Source organism: Acinetobacter sp. YH12102 (assembly GCF_013419125.1).
Lineage (GTDB): Bacteria > Pseudomonadota > Gammaproteobacteria > Pseudomonadales > Moraxellaceae > Acinetobacter > Acinetobacter pseudolwoffii.
This window is the reverse complement of sequence record NZ_VPAS01000010.1, coordinates 83,737-109,419: the sequence shown is the minus strand read 5'-3', so window position 1 is coordinate 109,419 and position 25,683 is coordinate 83,737. Positions and strand designations below refer to the sequence as shown.

The following is a 25,683-nucleotide window of genomic DNA, read 5'->3' as shown; positions in this document are numbered from 1 at the left end:
TCCGTTGACAGTTAGGCAATACCATTAATGCTTTTCGCTTGCCATACTCATGTACACGATAGTCAACATCATGAAAATGAATGCTTGTAGCGTAATAATCAAAATGTGGAAAATCGCCCAAGGCACAGACAACGCCCACTGGATCCAGAACGGTAATAACGCGATAAGAATGAAGATTAACTCACCCGCATACATGTTACCGAACAGTCGTAGAGCCAATGAAACTGGTCGCGCCAAGAAAGTGGTCAATTCCAACAATAAGTTGAATGGAATCAAAAGCACTTTAGCAACTGGGTTACTTGGGTTAAATGGGTTAAGTGCTAACTCACCAACGAAGCCGCCAACACCTTTCTCACGAATACTATAGAAAATGATCAAGAAGAATACAGAAATAGACATACCGAGGGTAACGTTTGGATCTGTAGTCGGAACAATTTTAAAGTAAACCTGATGAGGGTCTACACCCAGCATAGAAGCAATCGCGTGTTGAGCTACATAAGGAATAAAGTCAACAGGGATCAAATCCATCAAGTTCATGAGGAAAATCCACACGAAAATGGTTAAAGCTAAGGGTGCAATTAATCGAGACTTCCCGTGGAAGGTATCACGTACACTTGAATCTACAAACTCGATAATCATTTCAATTGCAGACTGGAACTTGGTAGGAACACCAGCATTAGCCGCTTTCGCAACCAACCAGAACAACAAACAGAAAATCAGACCCAGTCCGATAGACCAACCCATTGAATCCAAGTGAATAGCAGTGAACCCCATCTGTTGAGCTTCAGCACCGCTCTCGGCCAATTTCCATGTACCATCTGGCATTTTGCCATAGGTCATGTTGGTCAAGTGATGCTTGATATACTCGGTCGAAGTAAGGGCATGTTCTTCAGCAGCCATAAATCACACCTGGTCAATGTCAAAAAACTAATAGAACAAACGAATATCGCGTGCTGCTTGATATCTCGCCTGCTCCTGAAAAACTTTTCAATTTCTTGTTGTGTCTATACTCATTTTTGTAGACGTGACGCCCAAAACGGAGCGACCCACGACATGGCTTGAACAAGTATAAAACCACAAAACAACGCCACCGCTGACAACGGTTCGACATTGCTTAAAATTAAAATGAAACCAACAATCACAATTGCAAACTTTCCCATTAAGCCTTTATACATGTTCGAAAGAACTTGTTTAGACGCGCGGGCTCCTGCTGCTCGAAACGATTGCCACGAAAAATAACAAGTCGCAAGCCAACAAACGAGCGCACCTAATGCTGCACTCAGGGCTGCGGTTGAGTCTTTCACGACCCAGCCGATCAAGGCTGAAACAGGGATCATACAGGCTTGCAGGAGGACCAAAGCTTTCGCTAATCGTCGGTCAATCAAGCGACTAGTTCGGCTCATTATTTATTCACTCACAGCAATCATGCTTGACAAGTTTAACAGGTGATTATTTTTAATCGCAGGCATTATAGAGTTACACCCCTGAACATGCAATCTTTTCCCGACCTTAGTCGTGTTTTTTTAAATCGGGGCAATGCAGTTAAACTAATCAAAATCTGTCTATTTTTTAAATCATTAGCGTGCATTTAATACGCACTTCTGGGTTTCTGCTGCTAATTGCTGCCAGGCTTGCACAAAGTCCCCTGCCCCGCTCATGCTTTCATCGACATGCTGAAACACCACCGGTTTCAGTTTTCGGTACTGATTTTCACTGGCATGACCTTCGGCCAGAAGGCACATTTTAGGCTGTGGGCGATGATCCTGTAAGAACTTGATTTGTGCCACAGTTGGCGAGACATGTGGATCATCGGTCAGTGCGCCCATGAACTTCAGATTCAAGGGACGTTCCAGATATTGATAGGCATCATGATACGACCAGTAAGCTTTGGCTTTAGTGCTGGAGCTATAACGCTGGGCCGTCGCAAACATGCTTTGCGCAAAGTCGCGTGCATTTTTCCAGTACAGTTCACGGTTCTCCGGCAATTGTTGCGAACGCAGCGCCGCAATAAAGAAGCCAATCCTTACGGCATTGTTTGGATCGAGCCAGACATGCGTATCTACCGTATTTTTTAAGGCCTCACCACGCGGGTTACGCATCGGCAATGTGGTCAAAATACCGGATTCCAAAATAGCGATACCTTTATGACTGTCATTCAGCACTTTGGCCAGCGGTGCTTCATGCGCCTGACCCAACCAGATCACCAGACCGGCATCCTGAATGATTTTACGATGTGCCGGGGTCAGACTGACATCATGTCCGCTCTGATTGGCCAGTAATAAAGTCGGCTGTTCCACGCCCTGGGTAATTTTCTTGGCAATCAGATAGATCGGCTGAGTCGAGACCACCAGACTTTGTGACCAACTGAGTGTGCTGAACAAAGCCAAAAGACCCATTGCAAGGAGACGGAACATGAGTAGAAATCACTTAAAAACGAGAAAATTAGTAAGTGTTATAATATAACAAAAATACAAAAATACCTATGCCCAATCGAAACTCTGAACGCTTCATGTTAAGATTTGAAATCTATTAATTTTCAGTTTCGCACTTGAGGTGAACTATGGGTTCTTGTTCGCACGAACACCACAACGCATTGCACGGCGTGCACGACCATCCCAATGTCGCACAACGTCTTGCTGAAGCGGAAAGTCTTTGTGCAGCAACAGGCGCACGCCTTACCCCTTTGCGTAAAGAAGTGCTGGAACTCATTTTAAATGCGACTGGCCCGATGGGGGCTTATGATTTACTGGCACAAATGAAAAATGCCAGTGATCGTCCTGCGGCGCCACCTACGGTATACCGAACTCTGGATTTTTTATTGGGTAAAGGGCTGATTCACCGCCTGACCTCGATCAATGCCTATATTCCTTGTTGCCATCCACGTGAAGGGCATCAGGCGGCTTTTTTAATCTGTACCGAATGTAAAGCGGTGACAGAAGCATCAGCGCAAGGTCTGCTTGACCAACTTGATGCACTTGCAAGCTCGGATGACTTTAGCGCACATCACAGCATTATTGAAATTTCAGGAATCTGTCAGCAGTGTCGCAACAAAGCTTAAGTGCCTCCCCCCTGATTCAGCTCTCCCAGATCTGGGTCAAGATTGATGAGCGTGATATTTTAAAAGCCATTGATTTTTCATTGCAAGAAAAAGAGATTGTCACGCTGATTGGCCCGAATGGTGCAGGCAAGTCGACTTTAATTAAAGTCATGCTCGGCATCTTGAAACCGCAATCCGGTGAGATCAAAACTGCACGTAAACTGAAATTCTCTTATGTGCCGCAAAAATTCAATCCATCGCATAGCTTGCCGCTGCGGGTCAAAGATTTACTGGCGCTGGAAAAATGTCCATCCAAAATCAAAACTGAAATTATTCGCGATACTGGCATTAGTAAACTGCAAGATTCCAAAGTTCAGCAACTCTCAGGCGGTGAGCGTCAGCGGGTGCTCTTGGCACGGGCCTTATTACGCCAGCCGGATATTCTGGTGCTGGATGAACCGATGCAAGGTCTGGACATTCAATCCGAAGCTGAACTGTATGAATATGTGCGTAACTTGCCGGAAAAATATGGCTGTGCCGTATTAATGGTGTCACATGACCTGCAATGGGTGATGCAAGGTACGACTCGGGTGGTGTGCTTGAACAAGCATATCTGTTGCAGTGGCCTGCCAGAAAGCGTACAGCAGCATCCGGAATATCAGGCAATCTTTGGCACCAACCGGGTGTTCTATCAGCATCATCATGATCATTGTGCGCATGGCGATTCTGCTACGCCGTGTCAGCATGATACGCGCCCTCATATTCACCCCGAGCCGGAAGCTTAAACCATGATGGATTGGTTACAACTCCTTTTACCTGCATGGATTATGGGCACGCTACTGGTGTTTCTGACGGCGCCGCTAGGCTGCTTGATGCTGTGGCGTCGTATGTCATTTTTTGCTGATACTATGGCACATGGTACTTTACTGGGTGTTGCGATTGCAGGCGCCTTAAGTCTACCGCTATGGATGGGCGTGACCTTCTTGGCATTATTGCTGGTTGCCATTCTGTGGGTGCTACATGATCCACGCCTCCCCAATGATGCCCTGCTTGCGCTGTGTTCAGCGACCTTACTTTGCTCGGGTTTATTGTTTATTCAACATTTACCAAGTTTAAGACCTGAACTGCTCAGCTATTTATTTGGTGATCTACTGACCATTTCCTGGACGGACTTGCCCACGTTCGCCATTGTGATCATTCTGGCCTTAGGTGTTTTATATAAAAGCTGGCAAGCCCAGATTCAGATCGCGATTGATCCGGATATGGCGGTCAGTGAAGGGGTAAATGCCAAATGGCAACGCCTGATTTTTATGTTGCTATTGGCACTGTTTACCGTACTGGCTTTACGTGCAGTCGGCTCCCTATTGATGGGTGCATTGTTGGTTATTCCTGCCCTGACTGCTCGCCTTCTGGCAAACTCTCCACGCCAAATGGTGATCTGGGCATTCGTGATTGCACAGATTGGTGTGACAGTAGGCCTCTGGTCGAGCGCAGGCCTTAATACTTCAACTGGGCTGACCATTGTGCTGACCATGGCAGTGTTATTTGCAATGATGTTTATCTTTCAGAAATTTAAAAAGCTGAGCTAGGACATGGGGACTAAACGCTACTTTGTGAGTGCCTGTTTGCTCGGTCAAAAAGTTCGTTACGATGGCAAGGATTGCCTTGTCAAAGAAGTGCTCGAATCTTTAGTTCCAAATCAATATATCAGTCTGTGTCCTGAAATCTCAGGCGGACTACCGATTCCACGTCCACCTGCCGAAATTCAAAATGGTTCAGGCTTAGATGTACTTGCGCAAAAATCTTTAGTTATAGATATTCTAGGCAATGATGTTTCTCAAGCTTTTATACAAGGTGCATATCTCGCTTTAAAAGTTGCGCAAGACTTTCACGCCACACATGCAATTCTTAAAGCCCACAGTCCCTCTTGTGGTAGTGATTTGATTTATAACGGATCATTTTCAGGACATAAAATTCAGGGCGATGGTGTTACCCCTGCACTCTTTAAACAACATGGCATTGTTGTGATGACTGAAGATGAATTCTTGGCGCAATTATCACAGACTATTCTTTAATTTATAAAAGCGAAATTCAGGATTAAACAGCCCAATCAAAAATAAAATCGTGAATGCAATCCAAAAGAACCACGCCATCATAATTACCTGATCTTTCGTCCATTCTTCAGATTGAGATATGTTAAACACAAACCATGTTTTCCAGCCTCTAATATATGCTGCCCCGCCCCACGAAATAATCCACTTGGTTAAAATGCAGTGTAAGACATAGATCAAAATCCATAATGGCGTTGACATGCTGCTTTGCCTATTGTTGTTTTCATGCGATCAAACTAGATGAAATACGCTTAAAAATCAATTAATAGACTTAAAAATGTATTCCATACTGTTATTGATGTACCAAACTCAACAAACTAGCAGCACAACCGAATAATACGGCAAATGTACGATTTAGAATTTTCTGTTGTTTTGGTGACTTGAGCAATCGTAAAACTTTTGCAGCAAGCCCCGTGTAGCCCGCCATCACAATCAGATCAATCGTGATCATGGTCAGCGCCATAATCACATACTGAATCCATTGTGGTTTGGATAAATCCAGAAATTGTGGCAATACAGCCAGTAAAAACACAATGGCTTTGGGGTTACTCATATTCACCAAGAAACCATATAAAACCAGTTTCCCCGCAGACTTACGTGCCAATTCATGTTTAATTTCAATGGATTGTAGTGGCGCTTTCCACTGTAAAATAGCCAAATATAATAAATAGCCCACACCAAACCATTTCACCACCAAAAATGCCCATGGCGTGGTCGCAAACAGCACCCCCACTCCGGCTGCCACCACTGCAATCTGCACCAGTAATGCCAGTTGCAGACCCAGTGCATTCCAGTAGCCATGTCGAAAACCATAATTCAGCCCACTCGACATCGAGGCAATTGCCCCTGCACCGGGTGAAACACTAATCACCCAACAGGCCAGCATATAGGCAAACCACATTTGGTAGGACATGAACATTCAACTCTGGAAAACTTGCACAATATTATAGGACTTATCCAATAGATTCAGGCTAAAAAATTGCTTAAATATAAGGCGCTGCACTGTTCACTCTGCAGAGCTTCAGGCACAATATGTGCATTAAAAAACAGGATTTATCATTACAGGAGCCATGAATGACAGCCCAATCGGTAATCTTGCCCCTCCCCTCAGATCATGCTCGCTTTATTGTATTGCGTCTTAAAGACTTAAATATTGAAGCACTCAAAGAAAAATTAGAACATCTTTTTACTTCTCGTGATCGTCTGATTACGCAACATCCTCAAGCACAAATTAAAACAGCGGTCGCTTTTGGTCCTGAGCTTTGGTCAAGACTTTATTCACAAAGCCCTGCGGGTTTCAAACAGCTTGAACCGATTCAGGGTTCATTTGCAATGCCGGTTGTTCCGGCAGATATTCTGATTCATATTGCCAGTGCACGGGCGGATATCTGTTTTGCGCTGAGTCAGGCTTTTTTTGAAGGAATTCAGGATCAGGTTGAAGTTCTGGATGAACGTGTCTGCTTCCGCTATTTTGATGGCCGTGATGTGACAGGCTTTATTGATGGCACTGAAAATCCGCAATTCCCAGATGATCGTGCTGAGGTGGCATTACTTGGTGAAGATACGGGCATTTTCCAGGATGGTTCATTTATTTTTGCCCAGCGTTATGCGCATGATCTGGAAAAGTGGAAAAAGCTGAAAGTCGATACTCAAGAGCAAGTGATGGGTCGTACCAAACTGGAATCGATTGAACTGGAGGATGAGGTTAAACCGGCAAATGCTCACGTTGCACGTACTGTAGTGGAAGATGAAGAAGGCGAAGAAATGGAGATTCTCCGTCATTCCTTGCCTTATGGTGATGGCCGTGGTGACCAAGGTCTATTCTTCATTGCCTATACCAAAGATTTAACTATTATTGATGCTATGTTAGAGCGTATGTTTGGTACGTCTGGCGATGGGATCCATGACCGCTTGCTACACTTCGTCACTCCACTAGATGGAGCATATTACTTTGCACCGAGTGAAGAGTTGTTGGAAGAAGTTTTGGAAGGGTGAAGTTAAAAAAGATTGCTACATTAATGATGTAGCAATCTAGTAACTTATTTTTTCAGTAATTTCTTAGAATTTATATTTTCACAACCTAATGTATAGAATAAACATTTTAATTCTAAATTCAATACTAATTTATAATTATTAATTTTACCGTTACCTTCGCTAATATCCGCCTCATATAGATATTCTCTTTCTTTGACAAAATAAGAAAAATTATCACCAGCCAATATATTTAAATAATTACTTTCTAAACTCTTAGATGAAGAATCTACTACTGGAACCTCGACTACTAAATTTGATAATTTATTATATATAAATATATTAGAACTAAATTTTTTATAAGCTCTTTTCACATAATCTATTTCACTAAATTCTCTTGTTCGAAAAGCTACTATTTTTTCATCTTGATATAGTATCTTTAAATCGACACTAGATTTTAAAGGCACTGTACTTTGGAACAAAGTATATTCTATTTGATTATTAAAGACCTCAACACCATAACTTTTAAGAATATAATTTCCACCAGAATATTTTTTATTTTTATTACCATAATCAACCAAACCTAACTTTAAGTTTTCATTTAATTGAGAAAAACTACCAAATTGATCTAAAAACAAAATTGGCTCATTGGTTTGTATAGCACTTTGCTGATAATCATTCCAATCTATATTATTCGAATGACACGATAATGAAAAAAAAGTACTAATTATTACTAGGAATTTAATTATTTTCATATTTTTTAAAAAGCCTAAATTAATTTATTTAAAAAAAAGGGGATAGGATCAAATCTTCCTTGTAGGCCTTTACCCAATAATGGCGAGCTTCTTGTCTCAAAATGTAAATGTCCACCCTTTGAAATAGTAGTCATTCCACTCGCATTTCCACTAGAACCTGTTTTACCTAAAACTGTTGTAACATCCACAGCATCTCCCTTTTCAACATTTATTGTAGATAGATGTGCATAAAAAAAATAAATAAAATTACTGTTTATAATGTTTTTTAATGCATAATTTTTTTGTTGTATAGGCAGGTCATCAATGTTTACTTCTAATACAACAATTTTACCATATGGCCCTCCACTATCCTTTGCGACAGCAATAATGCCACTACATACTGCAAAAATATTTGTACCTGAGTCAGCAGCTAGATCTATACCCTGATGATTTCTTGTACCTCCATTTCTAACCTTCCCAAAAGTGGCACTTTTGATATTTGCAAGACCAGCAGTTCTTAACTTATTTACTGCTAAAGGATCTACCCATATTTCACTTCCTCCTACAGGTTTATTTTCTTGTACTTCTTTACTTAAGATTGGTGTTGGTGTTGGTGTTGGTGTTGGTGTTGGTGTTGGTGTTGGTGTTGGTGTTGGTGTTGGTGTTGGTGTTGGTGTTGGTGTTGGTGAAGAAGTTTGTTCTAATAAAATTTTTATTGTTTCTTCTAAAGATAAATTTACCCCGGAAGTTTTTGATTTATCCAGTACATAATCATAAATATTAATATGTGCATCAATATAAGCTCTTAACCATGCTCCATAGGCAGCTTTTGCATCATCATTATATCTTTTCAAATAATCTGAGGCTCTTTGTTTACCTTTACTTCCAAATTGTGCAAATAACAAATTCTTCGCTCTTTGTTGAGAAAAACTATTTTGTATGAATGACCTAGTACCACCCGCTCCTTCATGATGTAATAGATAAGCAAATTTCGCTATTGAACTTGGTTCTGTTAATTTTTGATAAGGCAATTTTGACCATTTAAAGTTAACGACTGCATAAGCTGCTGCTGCATCAATAGAGAATTCAGGAATGAATCTCAAATTGAGAAGTTGCTTCTCAGTGAGCTTCTTATTTTTTGAAGCATATTGTCCTATTAGAGTATGTTGATTTTTACAAATTTCAAGCCAAGTACTTTTTAAAAATTGTGTTAGTCCAGCAGCATTTGTACTTGCATTAAAACTTTCCGGATCCCATTCACCATTACTTTTTTTTGCAGCCTCAGCATGAATTAAAGCTGCGAGGCTATGAGGTGTAAAATTATGCCGCTTCGAAGCCTCTATAACGAATTTTCTATATTTATTATTGACGCTACTTAGAATAAAGTTTTCTTCTGTAAATTGGCTTGCAATTATATGAGTACTATTACCTGAATCAGTCCTTTTTTGATCACTTCTTGGCTCCGGCAAAGATGATTTATTAGTATGTAGCTCATCTATTTTTTTACTTCCTCCCATTATAACTGGGTCTGCTAAATTTTTTAATGATTGTTTAATTTCATCTAATGTCTGTTGGGCTATACCAGACTTAGGATAATGTACACCTGAAACCTTCATTTGTCTTGAAGTTAATCTTAAAACTTTTTTTCCTATAGGTAATTTTTTATGATGAGCTATTAGATCAAAGGCACCTTTAATATTTTTATAATAAACTTTTAGTCCTTTTAAATGGTCTAATATTTCTATATTATAGATTACACCATCTTTAAAAATTATTTCTTTTGACTTATCATCATATTCTAGCTTTACAGTACCTTTTGGAATTGACTTAAAAGATAAATCTAATAATATGATTTTTAAAACCACTTCAGCATTAATCTTATTCTTTTCATTAATATAAATTTTTTGACCTATTCTTATTTTATGGATAATAGAAGTATCTAATTCATTAATTTCTGCTATTTTTTTCACAGTAATATTAAATTTTCTCGAGATACCCCATAATGTATCTCCTTTTTTTACGATATAATAATTCACAGAGACTACCTTTATAATTATTCAATATCTTCCAACTGAATTCCATGCTCTCCCACATCAAACTCATCTTCTATATCAGGCACTTTAAATTCCAAATCTTCAAAGCTACTAGACCATTGTTTAAATCCTACTAATGCTTCATAAGCTAATGATTTTTGAAAAATAGATAATTCAGACTTACCCTTTAAATCAGTTTTACCTTCCCATAAAATTTCCTTATTTTCAGGTGTGAACATAGTTACCTCTGCACCTTCAATTCCTGTACCGCCCAAACTAGTAAATAAAAAATCTACAGCATATGGACCAATTTTAGGCAACTCAGGTAAATCATAAAAAGTTTTAGCCCCTCCCATAAAACTATGCTGCCCCGCCTTACACTCAAATTTCCCACCAGTTGTGACACACACTCCACTGCTATTAATCTTTATTTGAGACCCTCCCGCGGTTAGCAGGATCTCTTTCGGACTGGTGATCTCAATCTTGTCTTCAGTTGAAATCAGCTTAATCACCTTCCGTGCAATTGCTTCGATGGCATCATCTTGGGCCTGTATTTCAATTTTACCTTTGCCTGCGTATAAGCGTGCTCCGTTCTGGGCAGCAAATAGGCTGATCTTGTGCTGCGCATGTGCAATCAGAGACTGTTGAGTCGATAGATGGATATTTTCCCCTGCACTGTAATTTATCTGCTGGTCTGCAGATAAATGAATATTTTCATTTGTACTCAGCGCAATCGAATGTGGTGCCGTTAATACCATAACAGCCTGTTTAAATGCAGTGGCTTTGTTCGCATCTTCAGTTTCAAGTTGATTCAGAAATTGTTTTAAGCTATTAAAAAGCTCAAGCGGATCAGTTTGCTGAGCTTCTGCCATGTCACTCAGAACTTTGGTGTTATTCAGATTTGATTCCATCTGGTTCTTGGTAGGCTTAGCATCCAGGTGATTACCTGCTGCTGTATCTTGCGAATAGGTCGAAATCAGTAAGCCTTGCCCTGCTCGTACCACCCCCCACTGATCTGTCCTTAGTTCAAACCCTTCCCCACGACCTTCACTCGATTCTGTTTCTTTAGGATGACTGAGATTTCCTAAATTCAACTGGCTAGCACCATGACTACTGTGTAACTGTGCACTAATCTGATCCGTCGTATCATCAAAACGCAGCTGGTTGAAACCCTCACCCTCTACTTCTTGGGAACGGATCCCACTGAGTTTTCTGGTGGCTGGTAATTGTCCCTTCGCATCAAACATCACTGGATGTCGTTCTGCTTCGTGAATCCGTCCCATAACAAAGGGCCGATCGATATCGCCTTCAAAAAAATCAATCACTACCATTTCACCAACTCGTGGATGCAATCTGACTCCATAACCTTCACCAGCCCAAGGGGTTAATACATCAATCCAGGCCGAATCGCTATCATTGTCATTGCTGCCTGCACCAGCATCATGTTGATGGTCATCACTTCGGGTAAATAGAAAACGAACTTTCACTCTTCCCCAAGCATCGACATGGATTGTTTCACCTTCAGGCCCGACCACTCGAGCTCGCTGCGGATATGCAACGGGGCGATGCATAAAAGGCTGATATTCAGGTACGACGGGGATGTCACGGCGGACGATATACAACTCATTGGCCTGCCGTTCTTCCTCCGAAATTTGCCAATCACTTTGACCGAGCAAGCTGTCTAGCTGCAATAAAATATCTTTAGGTAAATTATTCTGGTTATAGAAGCGTTTACCCAAAATCAAAAATTCACGCTCATGCACGGGATGCTGATCAATTTCAGCATGCTGTTTTAATTCAAACCAATACCCGACCTGAGCATCACGTACACTGCTGCTGGCTTTAAAATATTTGGATTGCAGCGCATGATAATGATTGAGCTGCTGATTCAGTCGTTCCAGTTGTGCCGTACCAGATGCCGTCACCTGATCCTCGGCATTCAAATCACCTGTCCAGGCCGGACTAATGTTCCAGGCATCTTCAAGATTCAGACTGGCCGTATCCTGCACGCTACTTTGCTGATGAGTATTTAATAAGGACTGGCTTTGATCCTGCGCAAGGTGCTGCGCTTGCCAGCGCTGGGTATGGGTACTGTTGGAATTAAGCTGACGTACGGCAATCAGACTGGTCAGCGTATCAAACTGCTCGGTGGCATGACTGCGATGGAAGCGGATTGAACGGCGTTTTAAAGCTGAAAAGGCTTGAGAATGATCGATTAAACGCAGGTTCTGCGGCTGAATCTCAGTAGCGGACACCGGAACAATGGAGTGCTTTTCATCAATCAGCCAGTTTATTCCTTCACTACGCCATAAACGCGTTAAAAAATCATAATCCGACTCATTGGACTGCATCACAAAAGGGCGTACATCGTAATCCCGATTTAATCCGGTCAGGTCCAGACTAAGACTGGCTGCAAATAATGCACTTCTACTTTGCCATTCACTAAATAATATTTCACTGATTTCGCGCACGCTCTTATTCATAAACACCCGACTATTACGGCGTTTGTGCCAGAGTGCAGTAGCATCCTGCATGGTCAGTTTATACAGACTCAAGGCACCGTCGCTGTGTCCCTGACTGGCTGCGGTAATAATGCCACTGGTTCGAAAAAGTTCGCCACGATCTGTTACCTGATCTACTGCCACCTGACAGCCTATAAATTGCTTTAAAGCAAGATTGGCCTGCGTAGAAAGGCAGATCAGTTCTGCCTGCAGACCCTGATTAATCTGATGCTGGCCATCAATCCGCTGAATCAGGACCTGATGATTTAAGAGCAGATGTGAAAACTGCAGATGCAGCGCACGATGCTGCCGGTTCAGCCCAAGTTGCTCCAGTAGCAGATGAATATGTTTTGGCATTTTATAGTTATAGTTTTAAGCATTATTATTGTGGAGCAAATTCTAGGAAAAGTTGTCCATTTCGTCCAGCTCAGTGTGCATTTCACATAATTAGGCATTTGATTTTCAGTAATTCAATTGCACCTATTCAATAAATCTCTGAAAAATAGAAGTAAAAATAATGCCAAATATTTCAGAATTTTCTGATTATCCAGAGTAGAACTTGCTGCTACACTGGATTCAATCTTATTTTCAAGGCCAAGGACATGCTGGAATTCCCCTCTAAACTGCCTGATCTAGGCATCACGATTTTTAGCACCATGTCGGCCCTGGCACAAAAACTCGGCGCATTGAACCTTTCACAGGGATTTCCAGACTTTCCTGCGCCACCGGCATTGATTGAGGCTTTGAGCCGGGCCAGTCATAACGGATTTAACCAGTATGCACCTGGAGATGGCTTGCCGATATTGCGTGGGCTGGTGGCCGATCTGTATCAACAGCGCGATCAATTGAGCATTGACCCGCTAGAAGAGATCACGATTACTTCCGGCGCCACAATTGCGATTTTTTGTGCGATTCAGGCCACAGTTCGTGCGGGTGATGAAGTGATTATTTTCGATCCGAGCTATGACAGTTATGCACCTGCAGTACAGCTGGCTGGTGCAACGCCCGTACATATTGCATTACAGCATCCAGAGTTTTCTGTGGACTGGAATCAGGTGAAAGATGCCATCAATGACCATACCCGCATGATAGTGGTCAATACCCCACATAATCCCAGCGGTAGTGTCTGGTCAAGAGCAGACTGGCAGCATCTGATTGAGCTGATCCGTGAGCGCAATATTGTGGTGTTATCCGATGAAGTCTATGAACATCTGGTTTTTGACGGCGTTCAGCACCATTCAGCCTGGTCATTTCCTGAACTGCGCGAGCGTAGCTTCGTGATTGGTTCTTTTGGTAAAACCTTTCATGTCACCGGCTGGAAAACCGGTTTTTGTATTGCGGCACCGCCACTCATGAAAATGTTCAGACAGATTTATCAGTTTGCCAGCTTCTGTGGCGTGACTCCGATTCAGGTGGCTTTGGCGGAATACATGCAACAGCATCCTGAACATATACGCGAACTTTCCCGGTTCTATCAAAACAAACGTGATCTATTTAATTCATCAATAGAAACATCACGTTTTAAATGGACGCCCTCTCAAGGAACTTATTTCCAGAATCTCGATTATTCGGCTATCCGGCCTGATTTAAATGATGTAGAGATGTGTCATTTTCTGGCAGAGCAACACGGGATCGTGGCAATTCCAGTCTCTGTGTTCTACCAGCAAGCGCCTGCCGATTTACGCCTGCTCAGGTTCTGTTTTGCAAAAAAAGAACAGACCCTGATTCAGGCAGGTCAAATTCTTTCAAAGGTTTAATTCAAATTTTAACTAAAATTCTTATAAAATAAATGCCTTAGTTACTTAAAAGCTAAGGCCTTTATTTCTGCTTTATTCAATAATAGCGACATAATTAAATAGATGAAAAATCAATAACAGGATAGGGCATGGCACAGCAATCACTGATCCAACAACAGAATTTATGGAAGGCCTTTCTGGTATTTCTGTTGCCATTAATTGCAACCAACATCCTGCAAAGCCTTTCAGGCACGATTAATACGGTTTTTGTCGGGCAAATGCTGGGAGTCAATGCCATTGCTGCGGTTGCGGTATTTTTCCCGATCCTGTTTTGTTTGATGGCTTTTGTCATTGGCTTATCTGCCGGTTCTACTGTACTTATTGGACAGGCTTGGGGCGCAAAAAATATCGAAAAAGTGCGCTGTGTGGTCGGTTCAACTTTATTTATGACCTTGATTGGCGGAAGCTTGATCGCGCTGTTTGGTGTGATTTTTGCCGAAAATATCCTCTTGGTGCTCGGTACAGATCCGGAGGTGATGCATTTATCCTTGCCCTATGTGCAATGGATGCTGGCAGGTAGTCCCCTAATTTTTATTTATATTATTTATACCTCTATCTTGCGCGGTGTAGGCGACAGCACCACACCGCTGTTTGCTTCCGCACTCACCATTGGCGTGGGCTTGGTAGTCACCCCGATATTAATTGCCGGATATTTTGGCTTTCCCCAAATGGGTATTATCTCGCCGGCAATTGCCACCATTTTGGGTAATCTGGCCGTATTGTTGTTTCTAGTCCTGTATTTAAATTATAAACAACATCCGCTCAGGCTCGACTGGGCATTATTAAAACATATCCGCCATCAGCCTAAATTAAGCAAAATTATTTTAAGTCTGGGCGTTCCGACTGGAATACAGATGATCACGACTTCTGTCGCCGGTCTGGTGATTGTCGGCTTGGTCAACCGCTATGGCGCAGAAGCAACGGCTGCCTATGGTGCGGTCAACCAGGTGTTAAATTATATCCAGTTTCCTGCTCTGTCGATTGCGATTGCAGCTTCTGTGTTTGGTGCACAAGCGATTGGTGCAGGAAAATCCGATTTGCTGAATAAAGTCACACGGACTGCACTCAGTATGAATATTCTGTTTACTGGCAGTTTGGTAGTTTTGGCCTATCTGTTCTCAAAATATTTAATGGCACTGTTTATTACTGATCCTCAGGTCGTGGTGCTGGGTCAGCAACTTTTATTCATTGTGCTTTGGTCTATTTTATTCTTTGGTGCCAGCGCCATTTTTGCGTCAATTATGCGTTCAAGTGGTACGGTAACTGCACCGATGCTGATCAATATTTTTGCAATTCTCTGTATTGAAGTTCCTGCCGCTTATCTGTTTAGCCGGTGGTGGGGGCTGGAAGGGATCTGGTATGCCTATGCATTGGCCTTTGTCAGCATGTGTATTTTGCAGGGACTGTATTATCAGTTGGTCTGGAAGAAAAAAACCATTAAAATATTGGTTTAGCTTCATTATTTTACATGCCTACAGCCTTACAGCAACTCACTCCTGATCTACAATAAAAGATTAAAAACCCGCTTTTGCGGGTTTAATATCCAATGATTTAAGCAGATTTTTTCTTCTTTTTGCCGAATTGGCTTGCCAGTGCAGTGACATGCTGATAGCCGCTTGGCAAGATCCGTTGAATCAAATCAACAGCTTTGGCATCGTTACCAATTAATAAACGGCGTTTGTCTTTCTGTACCGCCTCCAGAATCTGACGAGCGGCTTCTACTGGCGGGCAACGCAGCAGTTTATTAAAATTACGGGCGGCTTTTTCCGGATTCATGCCCAAGGTCAGCATACTGTCATTCATTTTCGCAGCATTGGCAATATTGGTACGAATTCCCCCCGGATGTACACAAAGTGCACTCACACCGCAATTTTGCAGATCCAGTTCCTGACGCAAGGATTCGGTAAAACCACGCACTGCAAACTTGGTCGCGTTATATGCCGACTGGGTCGGCTGCGCGGTTAAACCAAACAGACTGGAAATATTAATCACATGACCATCGCCGGTTTTCTTGATTAAAGGCAAAAATTCTTTGGTGCCATACACCACGCCCCAGAAATTAATGTCGACGATCCATTCCAGATCTTCATAGCTCGCACCTTCTACGGTGCAGCCAAGTGCCACGCCGGCATTGTTAAAGATCATGTTGACACTGCCATGATCCTGCTCCACCTGTGCTGCCCAGCTGCGTACCTCTTGTAGCTTGGCCACGTTGACTTTTTGAATCGTCACCCGAACATCACTGCCCTGCAACAATTCAACCGTTTGTGCAAGTCCCTGTTCATTAATATCACTTAGTGCCAGATGACAGCCTTGCTGTGCCAGCAAAACTGCCAGCTGCTGACCGATCCCTGAACCGGCACCGGTAATGGCAGCAACTTTATTCTTAAAATTTTTCATTGAATTTCCTTATGTAAATAACTGCTCTTCCATGACAGCAGGATCTTGTTCTGTTGTTTCAGGAGTTAGCACAGATCCTCAATATAATTTTGACAATATAGATTGTCAATAATTATCCGATGTCCTTAGCGGCCAAATTCCTCTGCTGAATTTCGACATAGGTCAAAGCGTGATTTATTGCTAAGATATTCAAAATCTTCATGCAGATGAGTAGCCAGGCTTTATGACCGATTCAATCAATGCAGCAACACCATCACGACCACCCAAAAGCAAGGAACGTCAGTTTAAAGGCCTGTCGATGGCTGAGCGACAGCAGGTACGTCGTGAAAAGCTGATTGAAGCCGGTATTGAAGCTTATGGCAGCCATGGCTTTTTTTCAGTAACCGTGAAAGATATCTGCAATGAAGCCAAACTGACTGAACGTTATTTTTATGAATCTTTTAAAAAAAGTGAGCACCTGTTTCAGACCATCTTTTTAAAACTGATTGATGAACTGCAACAGAATGTCATGCAGGCCATGATGCAGGCATCCACTGATCCGAAAAAAATGATTGAAGCGGGGCTGACCGCCTTGCTTAGCACCTTGCGTGACAATCCGCGTATGGCACGGATCATTTATATTGATGCCATGCTGGTACAGGAGTTGCATAATCAGGCCACCATTCATGAAACCATGTCGCGCTTCGACCGCATGATTCATGCCTTTGTCATGTTAATGATGCCGCAGTTAAATCGTAGTGAGCAGGAAATTTCACTGGTGTCGACCGGGTTAAATGGCTATGTCACCCAAATTGCCATTCGCTGGGTGATAAGCGGATTCAAGCAGTCATTGGAGGAAGTTTTATCATCGTGCAGTGTGGTATTTTTGGCATTATTGGAGTCATTTTCCGACAAAAAATAGCTGTTAAATCGAAGGCTTAATCAGATTTTCTGCATTCTAAAACAGGTTGCTAATTTCTGCTGAAGCACCGATAAAAGTAAAATTAATTTATGATTTTTTAACAAGTTTCTTTACTAAAATTGTCACAAATCTTTGCGAATTTCAGCAGTTTTTCCCTTTCTGCAATGATACTGTCATAATTAGTCTTTGTAATAAGCCTGTCATAAATATAAAACGGTTCACCGTTTACATGAAATAGGGTATTGCGTTGTGAAAGATGACTACATATTAATCGTCGATGACGAACTCCCGATTCGGGAAATGATCCATACCTCTCTGGATATGGCCGGTTTTCAATGCTTACAGGCCGAAGATGCCAAGCAGGCGCATCAGATGATTGTGGATCAGCGTCCGGCACTGATTTTGCTGGACTGGATGATGCCGGGCGGGATCAGCGGTGTAGATCTATGTCGTCGTCTGAAACGTGATGAAAGCCTGTCAGAAATTCCGGTGATCATGCTGACCGCACGCGGTGAAGAAGACCACAAAGTACAAGGTCTGGATGCCGGTGCCGATGATTACATGACCAAGCCGTTCTCGACCCGGGAACTGGTGTCACGCATTAAAGCTGTCCTGCGCCGTGCCAATGCACTCAGCGGTGAAAAAACCATTGATGCCAATGGCCTGATTCTGGATCCGGTCAGTCAGCGGGTTAATTTTGGCGATAAAATTCTGGAAATGGGGCCAACTGAATACCGTCTATTGGCGTTCTTTATGACCCATCCGGAACGTGCCTATACCCGTGCGCAATTGCTGGATCAGGTGTGGGGCGGCAACGTCTATATTGAAGACCGCACTATTGACGTCCATATACGCCGTTTGCGCAAAGTGCTGGAACCTTATGGCGCAAACCGCTATGTACAAACCGTACGTGGAACCGGTTACCGTTTTTCAACCCGTGCAGATGTGGCTTTAGGTTAACGTCTTTTAAGGTAAATCTTGTTTTATGTATGAACCCTACCCTGTCCCCGAACTGGCACGTGAGCACAAAAGAATCCGTTACAGCAGTTTATGGGATTTTGCCAAACAGGATTTACGCTTACTGGCTTTTTTCCTGATCATCGCCAGCCTTATCGGTTTTGGGATTGGGTATTTCTGGATTTGTATCGTCATTGCCTTTGTGGCGTTCTTTAGCACCCAGATGCGCTCTTTATATCTGGTCAATGAATGGATTTCTAATCGCCCTTATGATGTTCCGCCGAATATCGGCGGGATTTGGGGCGCACTGTTATTCAATGTTTATCGCGCTCAGCGGCAGGAACGGATTGTGCAGGCAGAAATGGTGGAACTGATCGATCGAGCGCAGTCTTCACTGGTGGCCTTGCAAGAAGCAGTGGTTTTAATTGATGAAAACCAGCAGATTGAATGGTGGAATCCAGCCGCCGAACGTCTGCTCGGAATTTCCAGTGATGACCGTCGCCGTAATATTTTAACTTTGCTGCGCCAACCGAGTTTTATTGAATATTATCATCATATTGATGAGTCACCAGATGGCCTGAAAATGCGATCTTCGCTGTTCGAAGATCATTATGTCCAGGTCAAAATGACCCGTTTCGGCGGTGAAAGCCGGGTACTGGTCGCCTATGATGTGACCCGGATGCACAATCTGGAACAGATGCGTAAAGATTTTGTCGATAATATTTCGCATGAGCTGCGCACGCCTTTAACCGTACTCAGTGGCTATATTGAAACCTTTACCGACCAGGAAGATATCAATCCGCGCTGGAAACGCGCCTTTGATCAGATGCAGTCGCAGACCCGACGCATGAACGCGCTGGTGAATGACCTGCTGCTGCTGTCACGTCTGGAAAATGACAAAAATATTGCCAAAAACCAGATCATCGAAATGCCAAGTCTGATGAATCAGCTATTTGATGATGCACAGGCCTATAATATTGATTATGGGCATACCCTGAATCTGGACATTGACAGTCATTGCGATCTGATCGGTTCAGATATGGAACTGGCCAGCGCCTTTAGCAACCTGATCACCAATGCGATTAAATATACGCCTAAAGGTGGAATCATTACCATGGGGTGGCATGATGATGGTGAATCTGCCTATTTTGTAGTAGAAGACAACGGCATCGGAATTGATCCCAAACACTTGCCACGTCTGACCGAACGTTTTTACCGGATCGATTCAGACCGTAGCCGGCGTACTGGTGGCACCGGTTTAGGATTGGCAATTGTTAAGCATGTCCTGATGCAACATCAGGCACATCTCGAAATTGAGTCCAAGGAAAACCAGGGTTCCACTTTTAAGGTGATTTTCCCCAAAGAGCGCCTCAGCTTTCCAGACTGATATCCCCCATTAAAAAAGCTGCCATCGGCAGCTTTTTTTTCAGGATGCTATCTGTTTTTCTTTGGCCAGTGCACGCGCATAGGCTGCACGTTGCGATACCCGTTTCAGATAAGCCTGAATCGCTGGATAACTTTGGCCAGTCCGGCTTTGCATGGCCTCCAAAGGAAAACTCATCTGAATATCGGCAAAACTGAAGTGTCCGGCAAAATAGTCATGCTCGCTCAAATAGTGTTCCAGAAACTGGATATGATCTTTTAAGCGGCTTTGTACAAACTGTTTCTTCACTCCCTCACAAATTTTCTTGGCTACTGGTCGAATCAGTAAAGGGGTATGTTTCGGTACAGTAGTCATCACCAGTTGCATCACCAGCAGCGGCATTAATGAACCTTCTGCATAATGCATCCAGTAACGGTACTGGGCCTTATCGGCAGGATCTTCTGGGCGAAACTGCTGCTGTTCATCATAGCTTTCCTGTAAATACTCCAGGATCGCCGCAGATTCCGCCAGTACCTGCTCCTGATCGGTCAGAATTGGCGCCTTACCCAAGGGATGAATCTGTTTTAAGGCCGGCGGCGCGGAAAGATTAGGCTGGCGCTGATAATATTGCACTTCATAATCCAGTCCTAACTCTTCCATGGCCCAGAGAATACGAAACGATCGTGATTGTTCGAGATGATGTAAAACACGCATATTAGACTCATGATTTTATTGTTCTTGCTTGCTGAGCATAGCAAAAAGCAGCGGAATGTAGCGCAATTTTTGATGACTGTAATTCTCTGTTCCCTATGTTGCAGATTTGCCATTTTCAGTTCAAATCCGGGTTCCACCCACCCCTGCAATTCTGATCGTTTATCTGGAAGCACGCATCCGGTCTGGAAATGCGGGAGCTTCTAAACGTGGTCCATCATAGGCCGGAATCGAACCGAAGCGTTCATGGCCTTCAATCCATTCTTGCCGCGCAATTTTAAGTTCCTCGGTGGTACGTCCGACCAAATTCCACCACAGTAAAATCGGGCTTTCAAATGGTTCACCACCAATGAGTAGCACACGGCTCCCGGCATGAATATCAGCATTAACCTGCTCTAATCCCGGTTCAAGGATCAGCATGTTATCTTCCGTCAGTTCATGTCCATTAATGCTGGCCGTGCCCTCAAGTACCATAAAACCATATTCAAATTTTGGATTCAGGGCTAAGCGCGCACTGGTACTTTCTGCTGCATACAGGTCTACCCCGAGCAGTTCACTATGCACTTTTACCGGTGAAACGGTTTTTAAATATTCACCGACTAAGACGGTAAATTCGATGCCCTGATCATTAACCACAGGCAATTCAGGATAATGCTCAAAAGCCGGTGCCATATTGATCTTGTCATCCGGTAAGGCAATCCATAACTGCGCTGCATGCATATGCGTTTCGCTTTCTGGAGAAACTTCCGTATGTGAAATGCCATAGCCCGAGGTCATCAGATTGACCTGTTTGGGACGAATCAGCTGCTGAGTACCTAAACTGTCATTGTGCATCATGGTGCCTTGCAGCATCCAGGTAAAGGTCTGCAGACCAATATGGGGATGTGGCCCAACATCTAGGCCATCGCCTTGTGGAAAGCTGGCCGGACCGGCATGATCCAGAAAACACCAGGCACCAATCATGCGTTTATGTCGGCTGGGCAAGGCACGTTTGATTACGGTACCCTGTCCGATTTCGGCACGGCGTAAAGGAAATTCCTGAATAAACTGATTGACATATTTTTCACAATCATCCGAATTGGACAGTTCAATATCACTATTATTCGACATGGCTGAGCTCACCTCGGCATTTTCATTCTAAATCTTAAATTATATGAAACATTCTTCCCTTGGACTGCTGCAAGATGTCTCCCTATTCAGGACAATGTACAGGGTCTATTTGCAAAATCTATCTTTGGAAATATTTAGATACGTATAAAACCCTTAACATCGCTTAATCGATCTAACTCCTGTTCAAGCGATAAAACCTGAATTTCGCAGTGTAACAGCCTGAGTGGAAGTGGCTCAATGCTGATTAGGGTGCTCTCAAGCCTGCGCTAGAAGCCATTTCGACATTGCTGGCCCAATTACCCAATGTTTCACGTGAAACGAATGATTTTAATTTAAAAATTAAAGCAATTAAAAATTATTTTTATGGATTTCAATCACTTTCGTAGCTAAAAAATATAATTTTTGTTACGTTTTAAAGTCAAATTTAAGTCAGATACCCAATTTTAGGGAGGTTATTTTTCATCCAATCACGGCATAATAGGCACCTATAAAAATAATACTGGACCAGGACATGTCTGCTCAGCATGAGAATATATATTCAACGGCGAATATATCTTTTCAAAACTCAACGACCGATAAATCACTGAAATTATCTGAATGTGATCTGCAAAACCGTCAGCTGATCGAACAGGCGCTGACAGACTCTCATGCCCGTATTCCTGCCCCGTTTCAGCAATATTTTCACGATTATGTCTATACGCATAGTCATACTAATTTACGTCAAATCAATTATCTGGCACAAATTGCCTTTTTGCTGTATTTCTTTGCCGATATTCTGATTATTCCAGACATGTTTTTTATTTCTGGTCTGATGCGCGTCATCTTGGTTCTAGGCGCTATGCTTTGCTGTTATTACTTGTTTAAAACATATAAAAATATTCAGATTCTAGATAGAATCCTGCCGATCGCCACTACTGTGGCTGCAGCTGCATGGATTGGCCTGCTGGTGCTTTCAAGCAGCCCCCATGTTGCTACCTATATTTATGCCTCTGCGATCTTTATTCTCATCGCCAATCTGTGTATACAGACCCAATTTAAAGTTGCGGTCTATTGTTCCATCTTGATTGCCCTGTTTATCATGATTGGAGTGATCCAGTTAATGAGCGCATCTCAAGCCTTTATTTTTACTGTCGTGTTTAGTCCACTCTGGTTTTTTAGCATTTATATTAACTGGAATAATATTCTGAATGTACGGCGCTCTTTCCTGCGCTCTTTGCTGGACGAATGGAACTATCAAACCTTAAAAAATCTGGCACATACGGATGATTTGACCCAGTTATACAACCGCCGCCATTTTGTCGATATGGCTGAACGTTCTATTCATCAATGGCCCAAACATGCCAGCACCTGCCTGCTGATGTTTGATGTCGATCATTTTAAAAATATCAATGACAACTATGGGCATGACATCGGCGATCGCGTACTACAACTGATTGCTGAAGTCACCCGTAAAGAAATGCGCCATAGCGATGTACTGGCACGTTTTGGTGGTGAAGAGTTTATTGCTCTCTTGGAAGATACCCAGCTGCCAGACAGTCTGGTGATTGCAGAGCGAATTCGTTGTGCAATTCAGAAACAATTTGTTTATGCCAAACCGAACCAGCCCATTCGTTTTACCATTTCGATTGGTATAGCAGAACTGGAGTCGCCTACGCAAAAGCTGGAGGAGCTGATCAAGCAAGCCGATATCGCTTTATATCAGGCGAAAAAATCAGGCCGAAATCGGATTGAAGTTTATCATTCCAAAATGCTGGAAAAGCCCAAACCTGCTCCAGCCAATCCCTGGAATGCCTTTAAGCCCGTGACCCAGCAAGGTCATGCAAAGGCCAATCAAACCAAGCAATTCTGATCTGCCCTTTAAATAATGAAATCAGGAATATTAGTGAAAACTTAAATTTTTATAAACTTTACATGGAAAAGTTGCATATTCTATCACGAAGAAAAAATCCTCATAAAAACTCATAAAAAAGAGCACCGAAGCGCTCTTTTTTTATCGGGATATCTCCGATCAACCAGATATTTACTACGTGCATAGCGCTTGGCATCATTCAGGCAAGAAGCCGTGCTCCTTGAAACACTGACTGGCGCAGCCATAGCCTTGGCAGTAATTCAGGCAAGAAGCCGTGCTTCGTGAAATCCCTCACTGCCGCGAGCATAGCGCTTGGCATCATTCAGGCAAGAAGCCGTGCTTCGTGAAATCCTGATTGGCGCGAGCATAGCGCTTGGCATCATTCAGGCAAGAAGCCGTGCTTCGTAAAATCCCTCACTGCCGCGAGCATAGCTCTTGGCGTAAAATCGGCTAAAAGCTATCGCTTTTAGAAATCCCGATTTTACTCCCATTCAATAGTTGCAGGTGGCTTAGACGATACGTCATACACAACACGAGACACATCTTTAATTTCATTCATGATACGAGTAGAGATTTTATCGACTAGATCATAAGGAAGATGCGCGAAACGAGCAGTCATAAAGTCCACAGTTTCTACCGCACGCAGTGCAATCACCCATGCATAACGGCGACCATCACCGACAACACCGACAGATTTCACCGGCTGGAATACCGCAAATGCTTGAGCAGTCTTGTCATACCAACCGCTGGCACGAAGTTCCTGCATGAAAATGTCATCAGCAAGACGTAAAATATCTGCATATTCTTTTTTCACTTCACCCAAGATACGCACACCTAGACCTGGGCCTGGGAATGGATGACGGTAAATCATGCTGTGTGGCAAGCCCAAAGTGGTACCCAATTTACGTACTTCATCTTTAAACAAGTCACGTAATGGTTCAACCAGTTCAAAAGCCAAGTCTGCTGGTAAACCACCCACGTTGTGGTGCGATTTAATCACATGTGCCTTGCCCTGTTTGCTTGCAGCAGATTCAATCACGTCTGGATAAATCGTACCTTGAGCCAGGAATTTTACCCCATCTAATTTACGTGCTTCTTCAGCAAAGACTGCAATAAACTCACGGCCAATAATTTTACGTTTTGCTTCAGGATCAACTTCGCCTGCAAGTGCAGTCAAGAAACGCTCTTCTGCAGCAGCACGGATGACACGAATCCCCATATTGTCAGCAAACATTTGCATCACTTGATCACCTTCGTTCAAACGAAGCAGACCATTGTCGACAAACACACATGTCAGCTGATCACCAATCGCTTTATGCAACAGCGCTGCAACGACAGATGAATCCACACCACCTGAAAGACCAAGTAATACTTTTTCATCACCGATCTGTTGGCGAAGCTGTTCTACACGTAGATCAATAATGTGTTCTGGCGTCCATAGACCGCGGCAACCACAAATTTGATGAACGAAGTTCGACAGTAATTCTGCACCTTTAGAGGTATGTGTCACTTCAGGATGGAACTGAATGCCATAGAAACCACGAGTTTCGTCAGACACCATCGCAATTGGACAGCTTGGAGTTTGTGCAGTGATCTGGAAGCCTTCTGGAATACGGGCAACCTTGTCACCATGACTCATCCAGACATGCAACTGGTTTTCACGGTCCTGTAAATTACCGATCAGCTTGTCACGTACCACGATATCTACTTCTGCATAACCGAACTCATGCACAGTACCTGGCTCGACTTTACCGCCAAGCTGTTCGCACATGGTTTGCAGGCCATAACAAATACCCAATACCGGCACACCGAGCTCGAATACCACTTGTGGCGCACGCGGGCTGCCTTCAAGGTGAACGCTCTCAGGTCCACCAGACAAGATGATACCGTTTGGATTAAATGCACGAATGTCTTCTTCAGACATATCATAGGCATACATTTCAGAATATACACCAGCTTCACGGACACGGCGTGCAATGAGCTGACTATATTGAGAACCGAAATCCAGAATCAGGATACGATCTTCAGTAATTTGAGTATTGGTAGTCATGACGAACAACTATGAAAGGCAAACGAAAGATAAGCGCCGTATTCTAGCATTTTTCTTGTGTTTAAGCACACTATTCCAATTGGTTTAAATATTAAACAGTTAAGAAATTTCAGAAAATAATGCCCTCATTTTTGACTGGTTCACAGGAGAGCAGAGTTT

At 42.9% G+C, this 25,683-nt stretch carries 22 protein-coding genes; 11 read left to right on the top strand and 11 right to left on the bottom strand.

The window, feature by feature from the left end; translation table 11 throughout:
* Window positions 1–24: 24 nt before the first annotated feature.
* The 3 genes from atpB to FTU42_RS10730 all read right to left on the bottom strand — a co-directional run bounded on the left by atpB (window position 25) and on the right by FTU42_RS10730 (window position 2,414).
* Complete coding sequence (atpB, locus tag FTU42_RS10740) at window positions 25–900, bottom strand: F0F1 ATP synthase subunit A (protein WP_005094552.1); 876 nt, start codon at window positions 898–900, stop codon at window positions 25–27.
* A gap of 110 nt (window positions 901–1,010) precedes the next feature.
* Complete coding sequence (locus FTU42_RS10735) at window positions 1,011–1,403, bottom strand: ATP synthase subunit I (protein ID WP_005173819.1); 393 nt, start codon at window positions 1,401–1,403, stop codon at window positions 1,011–1,013.
* A gap of 174 nt (window positions 1,404–1,577) precedes the next feature.
* Window positions 1,578–2,414, bottom strand: a complete 837-nt coding sequence (locus tag FTU42_RS10730) for a metal ABC transporter solute-binding protein, Zn/Mn family (RefSeq protein WP_100329707.1) — start codon at window positions 2,412–2,414, stop codon at window positions 1,578–1,580.
* A 146-nt stretch (window positions 2,415–2,560) separates the two neighbouring features.
* On the opposite strand from FTU42_RS10730, the gene FTU42_RS10725 reads away from it, so the two are divergent.
* From FTU42_RS10725 to FTU42_RS10710, 4 genes are read left to right on the top strand one after another with little or no spacing between them, the layout of a single operon-like run.
* Complete coding sequence (locus tag FTU42_RS10725) at window positions 2,561–3,058, top strand: transcriptional repressor (RefSeq protein WP_005173814.1); 498 nt, start codon at window positions 2,561–2,563, stop codon at window positions 3,056–3,058.
* Window positions 3,040–3,822, top strand: a complete 783-nt coding sequence (gene znuC, locus FTU42_RS10720) for a zinc ABC transporter ATP-binding protein ZnuC (protein WP_005173813.1) — start codon at window positions 3,040–3,042, stop codon at window positions 3,820–3,822. The genes FTU42_RS10725 and znuC overlap by 19 nt, the downstream gene beginning before the upstream one ends.
* 3 nt (window positions 3,823–3,825) lie before the next feature.
* Window positions 3,826–4,626: a zinc ABC transporter permease subunit ZnuB gene (gene znuB / locus FTU42_RS10715; RefSeq protein ID WP_100329705.1), complete on the top strand. Its 801-nt coding sequence runs from the start codon at window positions 3,826–3,828 to the stop codon at window positions 4,624–4,626.
* A 3-nt stretch (window positions 4,627–4,629) separates the two neighbouring features.
* A complete protein-coding gene (locus FTU42_RS10710; protein WP_180083382.1) occupies window positions 4,630–5,112 on the top strand; it encodes a DUF523 domain-containing protein in 483 nt (160 codons plus the stop codon).
* 328 nt (window positions 5,113–5,440) lie between these two features.
* On the opposite strand, the gene FTU42_RS10705 is transcribed toward FTU42_RS10710, so the two are convergent.
* Window positions 5,441–6,061 carry a LysE family transporter gene (locus FTU42_RS10705; RefSeq protein WP_180083381.1) on the bottom strand — a complete coding sequence of 207 codons (621 nt, stop codon included), beginning with the start codon at window positions 6,059–6,061 and terminating at the stop codon, window positions 5,441–5,443.
* 161 nt (window positions 6,062–6,222) lie between these two features.
* Between FTU42_RS10705 and FTU42_RS10700 the strand changes: the two genes are divergently transcribed.
* Entirely contained in the window at window positions 6,223–7,143 is a 921-nt protein-coding gene (locus FTU42_RS10700) for a Dyp-type peroxidase (RefSeq protein WP_100329703.1), read from the top strand.
* 44 nt (window positions 7,144–7,187) lie between these two features.
* Here the strand turns inward: FTU42_RS10700 and FTU42_RS10695 are convergent, their stop codons facing one another.
* Genes FTU42_RS10695 through FTU42_RS10685 form a run of 3 tightly spaced genes read right to left on the bottom strand, consistent with a single transcriptional unit; the run spans window position 7,188 to window position 12,744 of the window.
* Complete coding sequence (locus tag FTU42_RS10695; protein WP_100358038.1) at window positions 7,188–7,874, bottom strand: hypothetical protein; 687 nt, start codon at window positions 7,872–7,874, stop codon at window positions 7,188–7,190.
* Window positions 7,875–7,888: 14 nt separating this feature from the next.
* Window positions 7,889–9,889 carry a peptidoglycan DD-metalloendopeptidase family protein gene (locus FTU42_RS10690; protein WP_180083380.1) on the bottom strand — a complete coding sequence of 667 codons (2,001 nt, stop codon included), beginning with the start codon at window positions 9,887–9,889 and terminating at the stop codon, window positions 7,889–7,891.
* Window positions 9,890–9,906: 17 nt separating this feature from the next.
* Window positions 9,907–12,744: a type VI secretion system Vgr family protein gene (locus tag FTU42_RS10685; RefSeq protein WP_180083379.1), complete on the bottom strand. Its 2,838-nt coding sequence runs from the start codon at window positions 12,742–12,744 to the stop codon at window positions 9,907–9,909.
* A gap of 245 nt (window positions 12,745–12,989) precedes the next feature.
* On the opposite strand from FTU42_RS10685, the gene FTU42_RS10680 reads away from it, so the two are divergent.
* Both FTU42_RS10680 and FTU42_RS10675 read left to right on the top strand, forming a co-directional pair.
* The gene (locus FTU42_RS10680) at window positions 12,990–14,144 is read left to right on the top strand and encodes a methionine aminotransferase (protein WP_180083378.1); all 1,155 of its coding nucleotides are present in this window, start codon (window positions 12,990–12,992) and stop codon (window positions 14,142–14,144) included.
* A gap of 128 nt (window positions 14,145–14,272) precedes the next feature.
* Window positions 14,273–15,637 (top strand): MATE family efflux transporter, encoded by a 1,365-nt coding sequence (locus tag FTU42_RS10675; RefSeq protein WP_180072489.1) that lies wholly within the window; start codon window positions 14,273–14,275, stop codon window positions 15,635–15,637.
* A 97-nt stretch (window positions 15,638–15,734) separates the two neighbouring features.
* Here FTU42_RS10675 and FTU42_RS10670 read toward each other — a convergent pair whose 3' ends face one another.
* Window positions 15,735–16,583: an SDR family oxidoreductase gene (locus FTU42_RS10670; RefSeq protein WP_074383703.1), complete on the bottom strand. Its 849-nt coding sequence runs from the start codon at window positions 16,581–16,583 to the stop codon at window positions 15,735–15,737.
* A 223-nt stretch (window positions 16,584–16,806) separates the two neighbouring features.
* On the opposite strand from FTU42_RS10670, the gene FTU42_RS10665 reads away from it, so the two are divergent.
* The 3 genes from FTU42_RS10665 (at window position 16,807) to phoR (ending at window position 19,828) form a co-directional block, all read left to right on the top strand.
* A complete protein-coding gene (locus FTU42_RS10665) occupies window positions 16,807–17,484 on the top strand; it encodes a TetR/AcrR family transcriptional regulator (protein WP_180083377.1) in 678 nt (225 codons plus the stop codon).
* 249 nt (window positions 17,485–17,733) lie between these two features.
* The gene (gene phoB / locus FTU42_RS10660; RefSeq protein ID WP_005094589.1) at window positions 17,734–18,444 is read left to right on the top strand and encodes a phosphate regulon transcriptional regulator PhoB; all 711 of its coding nucleotides are present in this window, start codon (window positions 17,734–17,736) and stop codon (window positions 18,442–18,444) included.
* Window positions 18,445–18,469: 25 nt separating this feature from the next.
* Window positions 18,470–19,828, top strand: a complete 1,359-nt coding sequence (phoR, locus tag FTU42_RS10655) for a phosphate regulon sensor histidine kinase PhoR (protein ID WP_005094591.1) — start codon at window positions 18,470–18,472, stop codon at window positions 19,826–19,828.
* A gap of 39 nt (window positions 19,829–19,867) precedes the next feature.
* Here phoR and FTU42_RS10650 read toward each other — a convergent pair whose 3' ends face one another.
* A complete protein-coding gene (locus FTU42_RS10650; RefSeq protein ID WP_180083376.1) occupies window positions 19,868–20,518 on the bottom strand; it encodes a glutathione S-transferase family protein in 651 nt (216 codons plus the stop codon).
* A gap of 159 nt (window positions 20,519–20,677) precedes the next feature.
* Window positions 20,678–21,625: a pirin family protein gene (locus tag FTU42_RS10645; protein ID WP_179999847.1), complete on the bottom strand. Its 948-nt coding sequence runs from the start codon at window positions 21,623–21,625 to the stop codon at window positions 20,678–20,680.
* 511 nt (window positions 21,626–22,136) lie between these two features.
* Between FTU42_RS10645 and FTU42_RS10640 the strand changes: the two genes are divergently transcribed.
* The gene (locus FTU42_RS10640; protein ID WP_180083375.1) at window positions 22,137–23,474 is read left to right on the top strand and encodes a GGDEF domain-containing protein; all 1,338 of its coding nucleotides are present in this window, start codon (window positions 22,137–22,139) and stop codon (window positions 23,472–23,474) included.
* A gap of 481 nt (window positions 23,475–23,955) precedes the next feature.
* Here FTU42_RS10640 and guaA read toward each other — a convergent pair whose 3' ends face one another.
* Entirely contained in the window at window positions 23,956–25,524 is a 1,569-nt protein-coding gene (gene guaA, locus FTU42_RS10635) for a glutamine-hydrolyzing GMP synthase (protein ID WP_005094597.1), read from the bottom strand.
* Window positions 25,525–25,683: the final 159 nt, after the last annotated feature.

What these genes read in the sequence shown, in the direction of transcription:
- FTU42_RS10710 (WP_180083382.1), top strand. Translation starts at nt 4,630, where the DNA reads ATGGGGACTAAACGCTACTTTGTGAGTGCCTGTTTGCTCGGTCAAAAA.
- FTU42_RS10685 (WP_180083379.1), bottom strand. Translation starts at nt 12,744, where the DNA reads ATGCCAAAACATATTCATCTGCTACTGGAGCAACTTGGGCTGAACCGG.
- FTU42_RS10680 (WP_180083378.1), top strand. Translation starts at nt 12,990, where the DNA reads ATGCTGGAATTCCCCTCTAAACTGCCTGATCTAGGCATCACGATTTTT.
- FTU42_RS10670 (WP_074383703.1), bottom strand. Translation starts at nt 16,583, where the DNA reads ATGAAAAATTTTAAGAATAAAGTTGCTGCCATTACCGGTGCCGGTTCA.
- FTU42_RS10645 (WP_179999847.1), bottom strand. Translation starts at nt 21,625, where the DNA reads ATGTCGAATAATAGTGATATTGAACTGTCCAATTCGGATGATTGTGAA.
- FTU42_RS10725 (WP_005173814.1), top strand. Translation starts at nt 2,561, where the DNA reads ATGGGTTCTTGTTCGCACGAACACCACAACGCATTGCACGGCGTGCAC.
- FTU42_RS10665 (WP_180083377.1), top strand. Translation starts at nt 16,807, where the DNA reads ATGACCGATTCAATCAATGCAGCAACACCATCACGACCACCCAAAAGC.
- FTU42_RS10695 (WP_100358038.1), bottom strand. Translation starts at nt 7,874, where the DNA reads ATGAAAATAATTAAATTCCTAGTAATAATTAGTACTTTTTTTTCATTA.
- FTU42_RS10730 (WP_100329707.1), bottom strand. Translation starts at nt 2,414, where the DNA reads ATGTTCCGTCTCCTTGCAATGGGTCTTTTGGCTTTGTTCAGCACACTC.
- FTU42_RS10700 (WP_100329703.1), top strand. Translation starts at nt 6,223, where the DNA reads ATGACAGCCCAATCGGTAATCTTGCCCCTCCCCTCAGATCATGCTCGC.
- FTU42_RS10640 (WP_180083375.1), top strand. Translation starts at nt 22,137, where the DNA reads ATGTCTGCTCAGCATGAGAATATATATTCAACGGCGAATATATCTTTT.
- znuB (WP_100329705.1), top strand. Translation starts at nt 3,826, where the DNA reads ATGATGGATTGGTTACAACTCCTTTTACCTGCATGGATTATGGGCACG.
- atpB (WP_005094552.1), bottom strand. Translation starts at nt 900, where the DNA reads ATGGCTGCTGAAGAACATGCCCTTACTTCGACCGAGTATATCAAGCAT.
- phoR (WP_005094591.1), top strand. Translation starts at nt 18,470, where the DNA reads ATGTATGAACCCTACCCTGTCCCCGAACTGGCACGTGAGCACAAAAGA.
- FTU42_RS10650 (WP_180083376.1), bottom strand. Translation starts at nt 20,518, where the DNA reads ATGCGTGTTTTACATCATCTCGAACAATCACGATCGTTTCGTATTCTC.
- FTU42_RS10705 (WP_180083381.1), bottom strand. Translation starts at nt 6,061, where the DNA reads ATGTCCTACCAAATGTGGTTTGCCTATATGCTGGCCTGTTGGGTGATT.
- guaA (WP_005094597.1), bottom strand. Translation starts at nt 25,524, where the DNA reads ATGACTACCAATACTCAAATTACTGAAGATCGTATCCTGATTCTGGAT.
- FTU42_RS10675 (WP_180072489.1), top strand. Translation starts at nt 14,273, where the DNA reads ATGGCACAGCAATCACTGATCCAACAACAGAATTTATGGAAGGCCTTT.
- FTU42_RS10735 (WP_005173819.1), bottom strand. Translation starts at nt 1,403, where the DNA reads ATGAGCCGAACTAGTCGCTTGATTGACCGACGATTAGCGAAAGCTTTG.